This window comes from Bosea sp. 124, from assembly GCF_003046175.1.
GTDB lineage: Bacteria > Pseudomonadota > Alphaproteobacteria > Rhizobiales > Beijerinckiaceae > Allobosea.
In genome coordinates this window covers 337,176-351,866 of the sequence record NZ_PZZM01000001.1, presented here as the reverse complement: position 1 = coordinate 351,866, position 14,691 = coordinate 337,176, and the positions used below count along the sequence as shown (strand labels likewise).

The following is a 14,691-nucleotide window of genomic DNA, read 5'->3' as shown; positions in this document are numbered from 1 at the left end:
TGCCGGGATCGTGCGCCTGCGGCAAGGGCCTTGCTGCAGGCGGCCCCTCTCAGGCCAGGACGGTGGCCGGCGCCGGGGCCGCCAGGCGGCTCAGTCTTACGGCAAAGTGCTCGCTTGCCGCCTGCAGCGCCTCGTCATCGGCCTTGTGGGCGTTGTAGATCAGGAAGGGCTCGTGCCAGTTCAGGGCGCAGCGGTTGGCCGTCGCCTGGAGCGGCTTCAGCAAGTCGCGCAGCGGGAACAGGTTGATGCCTTCTGCCGCATAGGCGGGTCGGACATTGCCGGCGGTCGCGGCGATGAGCAAAGGCTTGCCGGCGAGCTTCGCGCCCTCGGATTCATAAGCGATGTAGAACATCCGCGTCAGGACCACGTCTTGCCAGGCCTTGAGCAGCGGCGGTGTCGAATACCACTGCACCGGAAACTGCAGGACGATGGAGTCCGCCGCGAGCAGCCTCGCGACCTCGGCGTCGGCATCGATCTGACCATCGGGATAAAGCGCCTGCATGTCGACGATCTCGGTCTCGGGCAGGTTCCTGGCGCCCTCGCACAGCGCCTTGTTGGCACGCGAACGCTCGAAATGGGGGTGGAACAGCAGGATCAGGGTCTTCGTCATGGCAACCTCCTTTGCGGTGATGGGAGGATGCCGGCTCCAATAAAATCATTCCAATGGATGATCGATATATCGTACTATCCGTTTCATGAATTTGCGCGCCGTCGATCTCAACCTCCTGGTGGTGCTGGACGCCCTGCTCGACGAGGCCCATGTCTCGCGCGCGGCGCAGCGCCTCGGCCTGTCGCAGCCGGCGGCGTCGAGCGCGCTGGAGCGCTGCCGCCAGCTTTTCGGGGACCGGCTGCTGGAGCGCGGTGCCGGCGGCATGGGCCTCACACCGAAGGCGCAGGCGCTGGCCCAGCCGGTCAAGGACGTGCTCGCCGGCATGGCGGCTCTGCTCGAACCGCGCGAGACCGAACTGTCGACGCTGCGCCAGACCGTCCGCCTCGTCATGGCCGATCATCCGGCCGTCGTGATCGCGCCCGCGCTGCAGGCGGAGCTGGCACGCTCGGCGCCCGGCATCACGCTCGCGATCATGCCCTGGCATGGCGCCGCGGCGGCGCTCGACGGGCTCGGGCGCAGCACGATCGACCTCGCTGTCTCCGTCTTCCCGGCTATGGACGCCGATTTCACGCGCAAGGAGCTTCTCCGCGAAACCTATCTCGCTGCGATGCGCAAGAACCATCCCGCCAGCGCCGGCTTCGACCTCGATGCCTGGCTCGCCTTTCGGCATGTGCTCGTGTCGGGCCGTGGCGAGACCAGGGGCGCGCTCGACGAGGCGCTGGCGCGGATCGGGCGCGCCCGCCAGCTCGGCATCGTCGTGCCGAGCTTCATGATGGTGCCGCCGCTGCTGGTCGGCTCCGACCTGATTGCGCTGCTGCCGAGCCGCTGCCTGCCCGAATCGGCGCGGGCAGAGCTGATCGCGCTGGCGCCGCCGATCCCGGTCGAGGGCTTCCCGCTCCATCTCGCCTGGCACAGGCGCCGGGCCAATGATGCCGGCGTCCGCCATGTCGCGGCACTGGTCGAGGGGCTGATCGGCCGCCTCGTGCCATGGGCGGGGGGGACCGCGGAGCGCCTCTGACGACAGGTCTTACTTGTCGACGCTTACTTGTCGACGTCGAGTGGGGCGGTTCCCGTCGGCTTGCCGTCGGCACTGAGCGTAATCTTCTCGATGCGCGCTTCCGCCTGCTTCAGCAGCGCGTCGCAACGCGCCTTCAGCGTCTCGCCGCGGGTGTAGATCGCGATTGATTCCTCGAGCGGCACGTCGCCCCGCTCCAGCCGGGCGACGATGTCCTCGAGCTGCTTCAGCGCCGCCTCGAAGGGCAGGGCAGCGACGTCGTCATTGGTCGTGGCTTCGCTCACAGCATGATTCCCGTTTGCGGGATGCTTATCCGCCGGAGCGGCGCCCCCTGCAACCCCGTCGCGCCGACGTCGCCCACGCTCCTGACGATCGTCAGACCGGCAGCGCCGAGCTTTTCTTGATGCTGCGCAGCGTCAGCGTCGACTGCACGCGGGTGACGCCCGGAAGCTGCGTGATGATGTCGGTGTGGATGCGCTCGAAATCGGCGCTGTCGCGGTAGATCACGCGCATCAGATAGTCATGCGCCCCGGCGAGCAGATGGCACTCCAGGATCTCGGGCAGGTTCAGCACGGCCTGCTCGAAGCCTTCCAGCGAGGCACGGCCCTGCTGGTCGAGCGTGACGAACACGAAGGCGGTGCCCGGAAAGCCCGCGATCTTGTCGTCGAGGATCATGGCGTAGCCACGGATCAGCCCGCTCTCCTCGAGCTGCCGCACCCGGCGCAGGCAGGCCGAGGGCGACAGATGCACCTTCTCCGCCAGGTCGGAGTTCGTGATGCGTCCATCGGCCTGCAGGATGCGCAGGATGGCGCGGTCGCGTGAGTCGAGTTCGATGGTCATGATTCCGGTATCCCCCGCGTGATGCATTGTCGCAAATTCCCTGCAGCGCAAGCAATTTTCTGCATCGATTTTGGGAGAGTGCGCCGATATCGGTGGCAATGATGTCGCAGCCCGCACGAAGCTGTCTGACGAAAAGCCTTCCGGATTCAGCCGAGCCGCAGCGAGAACGGCGTGCCCTCGAAGGCGTCTGCACCGCGCCCGATCCGCTCGATGGCCGTGCTCATGCGGCCGTCGCGGCGCAGCAGCCCGTCCGCGATCGCCACAAGGCGGGCATTGGGCGTCGCGGAGGGCGAGGCGCCGCGCAGCTCCCGCGCGATCTCGTCCTCCTCCCGAGCAGGGGCCAGCGCACAGGCGGCGATATAGGCGGCGGCCGTCGAGCGGCTGATCCCTGCCCAGCAATGGATCACGAGTGGGGCAGAGCGGTCCCACCTGCGCACGAAGGCGAGGAAACGTTCGACATGCTCCTCCTCCGGGACGACATGACCCTCCATCGGGGCACTGATGTCGGACATGCCGAGGAAGAGATGATTGCTCTCGCTGATGCCGGCGGGCCGCTCGACCACGGTGTTGACGTTGATCAGCGTCACGAGATGGCTGGCGCTCACCGCGGCCACGGTATCGTGGAGTTTCGACAGGGACGAGACATGCAGGGTCGGCATCGGGAAATGTCCTGTTGCGGCTCGTCGCAGAAAGCCGGACTTGGAGCGTCGGCCCGAAAGGCGCAATGCGGCTTTCGGGAAAAGCCGATGCTGTAGCCGTCGATTATGTCGGCCTGCTGCCGATTCCGCGAGCCGGATTCATTCTGCTGCCACGCGTGTCGCCCGCCATTGCGCCAGCAGCGCCCGCAGCGCGCCGGGCTTCAGCGGCTTGTTGAGCAGATGGACGTCGAGCGCCGCAGCGGCCTCGCGCACATTCGGGGTGCGGTCGGCGGTCAGCAGGATCGCCGGCATCGGCGACCGCGAGCGCTCGCGCACGGTGCTGATCGCGGTCAGGCCGTTGCCATGGTCGAGATGGTAGTCCGCGATCACGACATCGGGCTCGCGCCGCTTCAGCAGCACCAGCGCCTCGTCGAGCCCGGCCGCCGTCGTGACGCTGCAGCCCCAGCCTTCGAGCAGCCGCTTCATCCCGTCGAGGATCGCCGGCTCGTTGTCGATGACGAGCAGCTTGAGCCCGGCGAGCTGCCCGGCCGGGATCTGTCGCGGCGCGGCGCTCGTGCTCATTTCGGGCAGGGGCGAGGCGCGCGGCACCAGGACGGCGAAGCGGCTGCCGCGGCCGGGCACGGAGTCGAGCGTCAGCTTGTGGTCGAGGGTGCGCGCGATGCGCTGGACGATCGAAAGCCCGAGACCCAGCCCGCGGGCCACCCTGGCGCCCTGGTCGAGCCGCTGGAACTCGCGGAACACGGTCTTCTGCTTGCCCTGCGGGATACCGAGCCCGGTATCGAGAACCTCGACCGAAATCTGCGCGCCGCGCCGACGGGCGCCGATCAGCACCTTGCCGCTCGGCGTGTATTTGATCGCATTCGAGACGAGGTTCTGCAGCAGCCGGCGCAGCAGCCTGCGGTCCGAACGCAGCGCCAGGCCCGTCGGCATGAAGACCAGCTTGAGACCCTTCTCCTGGGCGCTCGGCTCGAATTCGCGCTGGAGCTGGCGCATCAGCTCGTCCAGGCGGAAGGAGGTGATTTCGGGCTTCAGCGCGCCGCCGTCGAGGCGCGAAATCTCGAGCAGCGCGGTCAGGATTTCCTCGACTGCATCGAGCGAGGCGTCGATGTTCTCCGCCAGGTCCGGGGTGCCGGCCGCGCGGTCCCGTTCCACCAGCGAGGTCGCATAGAGCCGCGCCGCATTCAGAGGCTGCAGGATGTCGTGGCTGGCGGCGGCGAGGAAGCGCGTCTTCGAGGCGTTGGCCTCCTCGGCCTGGCCCTTGGCGCGCTGGAGCTCGGCATTGACGTGCAGGATTTCCTCGGTGCGCTCGACGACGCGCCGCTCCAGGCTTTCATTGGTGCGCTCCAGCTCCTCCTGCGCCTCCACCGCCTCCGTGATGTCGGTATAGGTCGTGACGAAACCGCCATCGGGCAGCGGGTTGGTGCGGATCTCGATGACCTTTTTCGATGGATAGAGTTTGAGTCTGACCGGCTCGCGGTCTCGCACGAAGCTCTGCAGCCGCGCGGCCATCAGCTCGTCTTGCTGGCCGTCGCCATAGGCGCCGCGCGCCGCGTTGTAGCGCACGATCTCGTCGAGTCCGGTGCCGAAGCGCACCATCGAGCCCGGCAGGTCGTAGAGCTGGATGAAGGCCTGGTTCCAGGCGAGCAGCCTGAGGTCGCGGTCGAGCACGGTGATGCCCTGGCCGGCGTGGTCGAGCCCGTGCTGGAGGATGTCGCGGTTGTATTGCAGCGCTGCCGAAGCGTCGTCGAGCAGCTTGAAGGCCGCCTCGGTCGTCAGGTTGCGCCGCCGTAGCAGCAGCGACAGCACGAGGCGCGAGGAGGCGGCGCCGATCGCCGAAGAGAGCAGATGCTCGCCGAAGCGCAGCAGATGGATGTCGGCGTCACGGCCGGGGGTGGGCTCCTCGCCACGACTGCTGGCGAATCCCTCGAAGGCGCGCTGGGTCCGCTCCTGGCCGAGATAACGGCCGATGGTCGATTGCAGCTCGGATTCGGTGACGCTGGAGCGCCAGAGCGAGAACGACTGCGCCATCGTCGCCCTGTCCGATTCGACGAAGGCGTTGGCCTGGAGCCGCTCCATCGCATTGGCCGGGCGCAGCAGCGAGAAGCCGATATAGGCCAGGATGTTGAGACCGAGGCTCCAGAGCACGCCATGGGGCAGGGCTGGCAGGTCGAGCCCGAGCAGGGCCTCCGGCCGCAGCGCGGCCTTGCCGAGCGGGCCGAGCGCGACGATCGCGCTCCAGTAGCCGCCCGGATGCGCCAGGCTCGGCATCAGCAGCGTATAGGCCCAGGTCGCGATGCCGATGATCAGCCCGGCCGCCGCGCCCAGCGCCGTGCCGCGGCGCCAGACCAGCCCGCCGAAGAAGGCCGGCGCGATCTGCGCCGTCGCGGCGAAGGAGAGCAGGCCGATCGAGACCAGCGCCGCTTCGCCGGCCGCGCGGTAATAGGCATAGCCGAGCAGGATCACGCACAGGATCGCGACGCGCCGGATGATCACCACCTGCGAGCCGAGGTCGCCGCCCATCGTGCCATTGCCGGCTCCCTGGGCTTCCAGTTGGGCCTTGGAGCCCGCGGGATCGCTCAGTCCGCGCCGTCCGCGCAGCAGGACCGGCATGACGAGATGGTTGGAGATCATGATCGCCAGAGCGACCGAGGCGACGATCACCATCGCGGTCGCTGCCGACAGGCCCCCGACGAAGACCAGCAGGGCGAGCAGCCCGGCGTCGCGTTGCAGCGGCAGCAGCAGCACGGTCATGTCGCGGTCGACGCCTGAGCCCGGCATCATCAATTCGCCGGCCATGGCGAGCGGAAGCACGAACAGGTTGATCAGGACGAGGTAGATCGGGAACATCCAGGCCGCGCGGCGGACGTCGCGCGCATCGCGGTTCTCGACGATCGTCATGTGGAACTGGCGCGCCAGCAGCAGCGCCGCGCAGGCGGAAAGCAGGGTCAGCGTCAGGAAGGTCGGCCAGCTCGAGGTGCGCTCCCAGATCGGCGCCATGCCGTCGGGGAGCTTCGACGCCTGGGCGAGCAGGTCGCCCGCGCCGTCATAGAGCCCGTAGACGACGAAGACGCCGAGCACGAGGAAAGCCACCAGCTTCACCAGCGACTCGACCGCGATGGCCAGCACGAGCCCGTCCTGATGCTCGGTGGCATCGATATGCCGCGTGCCGAAGGCGCAGGCGAAGCCGGCCAGCACCAGCGCGACCAGAAAGGCGAGGTCGGTCAGGACCGGTACGTCGGGCGGCGCGGGACGCCCCCCGGCCGCCGTCAGCAGCACGGACAGCGAGCTCGCCACCGCCTTGAGCTGCAGGGCGATGTAGGGCAGGGCGCCGATCACGGCGACGAGGCAGACCAGCGCCGCGACGCGCTCGCTCTTGCCGTAGCGGGCTCCGACGAAATCGGCGATCGAGGTGATGTTCTGGGATTTCGCGATGCTGACGATGCGGCCGACGAAACGGTGGCCGAAGCCGATGACGAGGATCGGGCCGACATAGATGCCGAGGAAGTCGAGCCCCGCCCGGCTGGCGAAGCCGACCGAACCGTAGAACGTCCAGGAGGTGCAGTAGACGCCCAGTGCCAGCGCATAGATCGTCGCCCGCGCCCGGCCGCTGATCAGCCGGCGGCCCGAGGTGTCGGCGGCGTGGGCGATCGCAAACAGCGCGCACAGATAGGCCAGCGCCACCAGGACGACGGACCATGCGGGGATCATTCTGCCTCCATCGTCGGGCGCTGCGCTGGCGGGACATTAGAGGACGATCCCGACGGGTGGGAACTGGTTTCCACATCCGCCATTTGTCTCTAGCCTTCCGGTCTGCGACGCGGCGTGGCCATACCCGGCTCAGGACGCCAGACTGGAGAAGGGGCTAAAGCATGCTTGAGGAATTCAAGAAATTCGCACTGAAGGGCAATGTCGTCGATCTCGCCATCGGCGTGATCATCGGCGCGGCCTTCGGCCGGATCGTCGATTCGCTGGTCAACGACATCATCATGCCGTTCATCGGCGCGCTCGGCGGCGTCGACTTCTCGAACCATTTCATCGGCCTCAACAGTGGCATAACGGCGACGACCCTGGCTGAGGCCCGCAAGCAGGGCGCCGTCCTGGCCTATGGCAACTTCATCACCATCGCCGTCAACTTCATGATCATCGCCTTCGTGCTGTTCCTCGTCGTCAAGGGGATCAACCAGATGCAGAAGCAGAAGAAGGACGAGGCTTCGGCTCCGGCCGCGCCGGCCGAGGACGTTGTCCTGCTGGGCGAGATTCGCGACCTGCTGAAGCAGAAGGCAGTGTGACGCCGGGTCGATCGGTCGCACTGATTCATCACCGCGACCGATCGACCCGATCTCGCGATTTCATGCCTGGGCGCGTCGCCATCGGCTAAAGGTGGCGGCTCACAGTCACGAGGTCGCCACCGATGTCCACCGTCACGCTTCCGGGCTCCAGCCTGATCGCCGAGCTGAGGCCCGAGGCCCGCAATGCGCCCGAAAGCGGCATCGTCGAGGTTGTCAATCACGGCCGGCTCAAGGAAGGCCTGATCCCGCTCTGGGTCGGCGAGGGCGATCTCCCGACGCCCGATTTCATCGCGCGCGCCGCCAACAAATCCCTGGCTGCGGGCGAAACCTTCTACACTTGGCAGCGCGGCATCCCCGAGCTGCGCGAGGCGCTGGCGCGCTATCACACCGCGCTCTACGGCCAGCCCTTCGCGATGGACCGCTTCTTCGTCACCGGCTCCGGCATGCAGTCGGTCCAGATCGTCGTGCGCATGATCACCGGCCCAGGCGACGAGGTCGTGATCCCGACACCGGCCTGGCCGAATGTCGCCGCCGCGATCGGCATCGGCGGGGCGGTCCCGGTCGATGTCCCGATGGACTATGTCCATGGCCGCTTTTCGCTCGATCTCGACCGGCTCGCCGCCGCGATCACGCCGAAGACCCGCGCGATTGCGATCAACTCCCCCGCCAATCCGACCGGCTGGACCGCGACGAAGGATGAACTCGCCGCGATCCTGGCGCTGGCGCGCAAGCACGGCCTCTGGATCATCGCCGACGAGATCTATGCCCGCTTCGTCTATGACGGCTCGGCCCGCGCCGCCTCCTTCCACGACGTCATGGACGAGAACGACCGCGTCCTCTTCGTCCAGACCTTCTCGAAGAACTGGGCGATGACCGGCTGGCGCATCGGCTGGATCGAGGCGCCGGCCGCTTTCGGCCAGGTCATCGAGAACCTGATCCAGTATTCGACGTCGGGCTCGCCGGTCTTCGTGCAGCGCGCCGCCATCGCCGCGCTCGACGAGGGCGAGCCCTTCGTCGCCGAGCAGATCGCCCGCGCGGCCGAGGGGCGCAAAATCATCGCCGAGGGGCTGAAGGCGACGAACCGCGTGACGCTGGCGCCGCCAGACGGGGCGTTCTACCAGTTCTTCTCGGTCGATGGCCGCGAGGATTCCCGCGCCCTCGCCATCGAACTCGTCGACAAGGCGAATGTCGGCCTCGCGCCCGGCACCGCCTTCGGGGCGGGCGGCGAGACGGGCCTGCGCCTCTGCTTCGCGCGCAAATCCTCCGATCTGGTCGAGGTCGTGAAGCGGTTGCAGAAGGCCCTCGCAGCAGGCTGAGCCGCGCCCCGACGGCAGGCGACGCCTGCTCTGTGTGCAGGGCAGGCTTGCGCCGTCGCGAAGCGTCGGAAATTGACCGTCGGGCGCGAGCCGATCATGAACGCGCGAGGGGCGACGCATGCAGCGGCGCGCAGCGCGGACGCCATGGCACGCTCACAATTCCACTCGACGCGAGCGATCACCCTCGGGCGCGAGGCGGCCGTCATCGCGCTGGCGGGTTGTGGCGGAGCCGCGCTCTCCCTGTTTGGCGTCCCTGCGGCCTGGCTCTCGGGGTCGATGCTGCTGGTGGCGATCGTGGGCGTGCTCAGGCCCTTGCCCGATCTGCGCAAGCCCTGGTTCGATGCCGCGATGCTGGTCTCCGGCGCGCTGATCGGCTCGGCTGCGACGCCGGAGGCGCTGGCTGCCGCCGCACGCTATCCGGGCTCGCTCGCGGTGCTGATCCTGGCGCTCGCCGCCATCATGGTCGCGAGCGGCGCCTATCTCCGTTATGTCGCGCGCTGGTCCTGGATCGACTCGCTGCTCGCCGCCGCGCCGGGCGCGCTCTCCGCCGTCATCGCCGTGGCGCAGGCCAAGGGCGCCGATATCGGCAAGATCGCTGTCGTCCAGCTCTTCCGTATCCTCGTACTGGTCGCGTTCCTGCCGAGCATCATGCAGATCGCCGGCCACGCCGCCACCGGCACGCCGGCTGTGGCGCAGATCGTCGGAGCGGGCGACCTGCTGTTGCTGCTCGCCTGCGGTCTGGCCGCAGGCCTCCTGTTCGAACGCCTCCGCGTCACCGCGCCGATCATCCTCGGCTCGACCATGGCCAGCGCCGTCCTGCATGGCAGCGGCTTCATTCAGGGCACGCTACCCGGCTCGATCCAGATCGCCGTGCTGATCCTGCTTGGAGCCGTGATGGGGGGGCGCGTTTCGACGGTGAAGCGGCATGAACTCGCCGCCCTGTTCCCGCTCGCCATCGGCAGTTTCGTCGTCGCGGTTGTCGTCGCCTTTGCCTTCGCCTGGCCGGCCGCCTGGCTCGCGGGCGTGCCTTATGCGACGGCGATGGCGGCCTTCGCGCCGGGAGGGCTCGAGGCGATGGCGATGCTCGCCTTCGCCATGGGGCTCGACCCGCTCTATGTCGGCGCCCATCATCTCGCGCGCTTCATGGTGCTGGGATTGGCGATGCCCTTCATCGTGGTGCACCTGAAGGCCGAGCCGCCGAAGCCCTGAGGCTCCGGCGGCCCATTGCGGATCAGTCCACGCCGATCGTGGTCAGGTCCTGGAACCAGTGCTGGGCCAGCACGAACTGCTTCACCTTCGGCGAGAGCGCATGCGGGTTGGTGTCGTGCACGACCCAGCCGAGCACGGCGTCGTCGACGATCAGGCTGTGGGCCTTGGCGAGCAGTTCGTCCTGCTTGGCGACGTCGAAGCTCTTCGCCGCCTCATCCAGCAGGGCGTCCACCGCCGGGCTCGACCAGGTTCCCCAGTTCACGCCGACGGGGGCGACCTGGTTGGAGTGGAAGAAGCGGATGATCGCATAGAGCGGGTCCGAGGTGACATAGGCGATGTTGTTCGAGGAGACGTCGGCGTTCATCTCGTCCTTCGCGCCCTTGCGCCAGCGCGTGTAGAGCACCTCGAGCTCGACGACCTTGAATTCGATCTCGATGCCGACATCCTTCAGGTTCTGCTGGATGAACTCGTTCATCGGCAGCGACTGCATCTGGCCCGAACCGCCCTGCGCGATGACGAAGGTTGTCTTGAGCGGCTTCTGCTTCGAATAGCCGGCCTCGGCCAGGAGCTTCTTCGCGGCTTCAGGATCGTATTTGATCTGGAAGGTCGGCTTGCCGAACCAGGGGCTGGTCGGATCAACCTGGCCAATGGCTGGACGGGCCAGCCCGTTCAGCAGGGCGACGATGCCCTCGCGGTCGATGGCGAGGTTGAGCGCCTTGCGCAGGCGCACATCCGTCCAGGGTGAGCCCGGCGCGACCGAGAGATGATAGTTCCAGACATGCGGCGTGACGTTCTCGACGATCCGCATCTTCGCCGACTTGAGCTGCGGCACGGTGTCGGGCGCCGGCGTCTCGATCATGTCGACCTGGCCGGTGATCAGCGCGTTGGTGCGCGCCAGCACGTCGGGCATCGGCAGCAGGATCAGCCGGTCGACCTTGGCGAGGCGCTTCTTGTCGAAGTAATCGGGATTCCTGACGAGTTCGGCGCGCTCGCGCGGCACCAGCTTGTCGAGCTTGAACGGGCCAGTGCCCGAGGGCTGCAACGCGAACTTGTCCCAATCCTTGCCGAGCTTCTCGTACTGGGCCGGCGAGGAGACCAGGAACCAGAGCATCTGATAGGGGAAGAAGGAATCGACCGCCTTGGTGGTGATCTCGACGGTCTTCGGATCGACGACGCGGTAGCTCGCGACCGAGGGCAGGCGCGGCTTGACCTGCGCCGCCTGGCGCCGGTCGTAATGCGGCGCCTTCTCGTCCAGCACCTTGTCGAGGTTCCAGATCACAGCTGCCGCGTCGAGCGCCGAGCCGTCATGGAATTTGACGCCGTCGCGCAGCGTGAACAGCCACTTCTTCTGGTCGGCGGGGTCGACCATCCATGAGGTGGCGAGCCCCGGCACGAGCTTGCCTGGCCGCTCGGCGACATCCATCTCCCAGGCGACGAGCGGGTCGTAGAGCGTATAGCCGGTAAACTTGTAGGCGCCGGCGCCGCGATCGGGCTGGCCGGAGGTGAGCGGGATGTCCGCCAGCGAGATGCCGTAGCGCACCACCGATTCCGCCTGCGCCGCCGTGGCGAGGGAAAAGGCGAGTGCGGCTGAAATAGCCAGACGTTTGAACATGCATGCAGCTCCACGGGGCAAGGTGCATGCAATTCAGCAAGCGCCATGCCACCTTGGCCTGGAGGCGCGGTCTCGCGTGAACGTGAACGCGCGACCGCCCTGCCTCACGCGGACGAAGTCATCGGGCCGGCGCAGCAGCCGGCCATGTCGCTCCGTTGGTGTTCGTCAGCACGGCATAGAGCGAACTCGTGCCGCAGATGAACAGCCGGTTGAGCCTTGGCCCACCCCAGCAGACATTGGCGACGATCTCCGGGATCGCGATCTGGCCGATCAGCGTGCCGTCTGGGTGGTAGATGTGCACGCCGTCGGCGGCACTCGTCCAGATCCGGCCTTCGATATCGAGGCGGAAACCGTCGAACAGTCCGGCCGTGCAGGTCGCGAAGACGCGGGAGCCCGCGAGCCCCTTTCCGTCTGCAGTGACCTCGCAGGCCCGAATATGGCGCGGGCCGTCGACGGGCGCATGGCTCGCGCCGGTATCGGCGATGTAGAGGATGCGCTCGTCGGGCGAGAAGGCGAGGCCGTTGGGCTTGACGAAGTCGTCGGCGACGATGCTGAGCGCGCCTGTCTGCCCGTCGATCCGATAGACGTTGCAATGGCCGATCTCGCTGTCGGCCTTGTTGCCCTCATAATCGCTGAGGATGCCGTAGTCGGGGTCGGTGAACCAGATCGAGCCGTCGGATTTCACCACGAGGTCGTTGGGCGAGTTCAGCCGCTTGCCCTGCCAGTGGCTGGCGAGCACGGTGATCGAGCCGTCATGCTCGGTGCGGGTGACCTGCCGCCCGCCATGCTCGCAGGTGACGAGCCGGCCCTGCGGGTCGACGGTATTGCCGTTGCTGTTGCGCGCCGGCTGGCGGAAGACGCTCGTCTGACCCGACAGCGCATCGTAGCGCAGCATCCGGTCATTGGGGATGTCGGACCAGACCAGTGCGTTATGCGCCCGGAACCAGGCCGGCCCCTCGGCCCAGCGCGACCCGCTCCAGAGGCGCTCGACCCGCGCCGAGCCCGGGATCACGCGATGGAAGCGCGGATCGAGGACGGTGGAGCCTGTGCCTTCGATGACGCCGAACATGGGCGCTCCCTGGAATTGCTGATCTCGCGCGGAGCGCGGCGGTCAGCCGGCTATTGCGCATGATGAGAGGAAGGTCGGAATCGCCTTGTCGGCACCTTTGACGTCGACAGGTTGTGTGCCGCCCGGCGTGGTGATGACGAACTGCCGCTGTCGGGCGATCTCCGATAGCACGCCGCGAAGCTGGGAGAGGCTGACATTCGCCTCGATCTGCATCTCGGAATTCATGTCGCTGAAGAGCGCCGTTCCGCTGAGCAGGGCGATGGCCTGCCCCGCCGAGACCCGGAAAGGTTGCGTCGATCCGCGCCGATAGCGGCCCTTGGGGTCATCGACGAGCATCTTCACCCGGCCCGAGCCGAGGACGCAGTCGAGCATCAGTGTCGTGAAATGATTGCCGTCGGCAATGCCGAGCTTGAGGTTGCGCTGGTAGGTAGAGACGTCCCAGGACGCTTCGTCATCGGCTGCCGCAGCGGCGCTCGTGGCAGGCGTTGAGGAGGCAGGCGGCGCGGAGGTTGCCGGTGCCGGCATGGGCTCGGCTGGCGGTGCGGCGGGGGAGGGGCTCGCGGCGGAGGGGCTGACAGGTGCGGAGGCACGGGCGATGAGCGCGATCGAGGTCAGCTTGACGACACGTCCCGCAGCGCCGCATGCGACCATGCCCAGCCTGACCTCGTTTCCTTCCCGCAGGAGGTCGTCGAATACGGCGCGGGTGCGGGCATGGGTCGCCTTGTTCCTGAATTGGTAGGCGTCGGGGAGATTGATGTAGGCGTCGTCATAGGGCGGCTCCCGGAACATGACGCCGCGCAACTGGCCCTTCTCGAATTGACGCTCGACGATGCGCCCGGTGCCGGTGGCGGGCTGGCATCCCGATGCGGTCGGGAGATTGGTGACGGCGACGATCTTGCGACCGCTGGCGTCCAGCGTGAAGCGCGGCTCGGCGGAGGCCTGTCCGAACAGGGGGGTACTCATCGACAGGCCGAAGGTCAGCGCAAACGAAAGAAGGATACGGCGGCGCGGCATGCACGATCCCCGGGGATGGGCGCTGGATGAAAGGTCGATATCCACCATAGAAACATGAGCGGAGATATTACAGGGCGAGCCCAGCATCCCAATAGGGCGTCTGCCCGTAAAGCTCGCCGAGATAGTCCACGAAGGCGCGCACCTTCTGCTCCATGTGGCGGCGGCTCGGATAGACCGCGTGGATAGCGACGCGCTTGCCGACGGAATAGTCCGGCAGCACCCGTTGCAGCGCGCCCGATTGCAGCTCCGGCCCGACATCCCAGGTCGAGCGCAACGCGATGCCGAGCCCCGCCAGCAGCGCCTCGCGCACGACCTCGCTCGAATTCGTCCGCAACGGCCCGTGGACCCGCACCGTGACCGGCCCGTCCGGCCCGTCGAGGCGCCAGTGGTCGGCATTGTGGGCGATCAGCGTATGCCCCGCGAGAGCCTCGATGCCGCTCGGCACGCCTGCTCGGGCCAGATAGTCCGGCGCCGCGCAGAGCACACGATGGTTTGGTGCGAGGCGCTTCGCGACCAGGCTCGAATCGCGCAGGTCGGCGATGCGGATCGCGAGGTCGAAACCTTCGCCGACGATGTCGATGAAGGCATCGGTCAGGACGAGTTCGACCGTCACCAGCGGGTGCGCGTCGAGGAACGGCTTGAGATGCGGCGCGATGTGCAGCCGCCCGAAGGAGGTCGGTGCCGAGACCCGCAGTGTCCCGCGCGCCTGGCCGGCCCCGCTGGCGACCCAGGCCTCGGCATCCTCGATCGAGGACAGGATCGACACCACGCGCTCGTAGAATCCCTGTCCGGCCTCGGTCAGCGAGAGCTGCCGCGTCGTGCGCTGGAGCAGCCGCACGCCCAGCCGTTCCTCGAGCCGGCGGATGCGCTTCGAGATCACCGCCGGCGACAGGTTGAGCTGCCGGCCTGCCGCCGACATGCTCCGCGCCGTCACCACATGGGCGAAGACGTCGAGATCCCCGAAACGGTCCATGAGTAGGGTCGTCCTCTCGTCATCTTTTCCCAATTGGAAACAATCATGCACGCTCGTCGCGCTGCAAGCAGTTTCGATTTGGTCT

The 14,691-nt window shown here is 67.4% G+C and carries 13 protein-coding genes; 4 read left to right on the top strand and 9 right to left on the bottom strand.

What is annotated here, in order from left to right; translation table 11 throughout:
• Positions 1-49: 49 nt before the first annotated feature.
• Positions 50-610 (bottom strand): NAD(P)H-dependent oxidoreductase, encoded by a 561-nt coding sequence (locus C8D03_RS01690; protein ID WP_108044717.1) that lies wholly within the window; start codon positions 608-610, stop codon positions 50-52.
• An 85-nt stretch (positions 611-695) separates the two neighbouring features.
• Here C8D03_RS01690 and C8D03_RS01685 point away from each other — a divergent pair, with 85 nt between their 5' ends.
• On the top strand, positions 696-1,628 hold the full coding sequence (locus C8D03_RS01685; RefSeq protein WP_108044716.1) for a LysR family transcriptional regulator: 933 nt from the start codon (positions 696-698) through the stop codon (positions 1,626-1,628).
• Positions 1,629-1,651: 23 nt separating this feature from the next.
• Here C8D03_RS01685 and C8D03_RS01680 read toward each other — a convergent pair whose 3' ends face one another.
• The 4 genes from C8D03_RS01680 to C8D03_RS01665 all read right to left on the bottom strand — a co-directional run bounded on the left by C8D03_RS01680 (position 1,652) and on the right by C8D03_RS01665 (position 6,832).
• Positions 1,652-1,909: an exodeoxyribonuclease VII small subunit gene (locus C8D03_RS01680; protein WP_108044715.1), complete on the bottom strand. Its 258-nt coding sequence runs from the start codon at positions 1,907-1,909 to the stop codon at positions 1,652-1,654.
• Positions 1,910-2,000: 91 nt separating this feature from the next.
• Positions 2,001-2,465 (bottom strand): Lrp/AsnC family transcriptional regulator, encoded by a 465-nt coding sequence (locus C8D03_RS01675; protein WP_108044714.1) that lies wholly within the window; start codon positions 2,463-2,465, stop codon positions 2,001-2,003.
• A gap of 146 nt (positions 2,466-2,611) precedes the next feature.
• Positions 2,612-3,124, bottom strand: coding sequence for a tyrosine phosphatase family protein (locus C8D03_RS01670; protein ID WP_108044713.1), 513 nt, complete (start codon positions 3,122-3,124; stop codon positions 2,612-2,614).
• A 138-nt stretch (positions 3,125-3,262) separates the two neighbouring features.
• Positions 3,263-6,832, bottom strand: a complete 3,570-nt coding sequence (locus C8D03_RS01665) for a hybrid sensor histidine kinase/response regulator (RefSeq protein WP_108044712.1) — start codon at positions 6,830-6,832, stop codon at positions 3,263-3,265.
• A gap of 161 nt (positions 6,833-6,993) precedes the next feature.
• Between C8D03_RS01665 and mscL the strand changes: the two genes are divergently transcribed.
• The 3 genes from mscL to C8D03_RS01650 all read left to right on the top strand — a co-directional run bounded on the left by mscL (position 6,994) and on the right by C8D03_RS01650 (position 9,938).
• Positions 6,994-7,413 (top strand): large conductance mechanosensitive channel protein MscL, encoded by a 420-nt coding sequence (gene mscL, locus C8D03_RS01660; RefSeq protein WP_108044711.1) that lies wholly within the window; start codon positions 6,994-6,996, stop codon positions 7,411-7,413.
• Positions 7,414-7,535: 122 nt separating this feature from the next.
• Positions 7,536-8,729: a pyridoxal phosphate-dependent aminotransferase gene (locus tag C8D03_RS01655; protein WP_108044710.1), complete on the top strand. Its 1,194-nt coding sequence runs from the start codon at positions 7,536-7,538 to the stop codon at positions 8,727-8,729.
• Between the two features lie 96 nt (positions 8,730-8,825).
• Positions 8,826-9,938 carry an AbrB family transcriptional regulator gene (locus C8D03_RS01650; protein ID WP_146170034.1) on the top strand — a complete coding sequence of 371 codons (1,113 nt, stop codon included), beginning with the start codon at positions 8,826-8,828 and terminating at the stop codon, positions 9,936-9,938.
• Positions 9,939-9,960: 22 nt separating this feature from the next.
• Here C8D03_RS01650 and C8D03_RS01645 read toward each other — a convergent pair whose 3' ends face one another.
• The 4 genes from C8D03_RS01645 to C8D03_RS01630 form a co-directional block, all read right to left on the bottom strand.
• The gene (locus C8D03_RS01645) at positions 9,961-11,550 is read right to left on the bottom strand and encodes an ABC transporter substrate-binding protein (RefSeq protein WP_108044708.1); all 1,590 of its coding nucleotides are present in this window, start codon (positions 11,548-11,550) and stop codon (positions 9,961-9,963) included.
• 118 nt (positions 11,551-11,668) lie between these two features.
• On the bottom strand, positions 11,669-12,619 hold the full coding sequence (locus tag C8D03_RS01640) for an SMP-30/gluconolactonase/LRE family protein (RefSeq protein WP_108044707.1): 951 nt from the start codon (positions 12,617-12,619) through the stop codon (positions 11,669-11,671).
• Positions 12,620-12,661: 42 nt separating this feature from the next.
• A complete protein-coding gene (locus C8D03_RS01635) occupies positions 12,662-13,633 on the bottom strand; it encodes a hypothetical protein (RefSeq protein WP_108044706.1) in 972 nt (323 codons plus the stop codon).
• A gap of 67 nt (positions 13,634-13,700) precedes the next feature.
• Positions 13,701-14,606 (bottom strand): LysR family transcriptional regulator, encoded by a 906-nt coding sequence (locus C8D03_RS01630; protein ID WP_108044705.1) that lies wholly within the window; start codon positions 14,604-14,606, stop codon positions 13,701-13,703.
• Between the last annotated feature and the right edge of the window lie 85 nt (positions 14,607-14,691).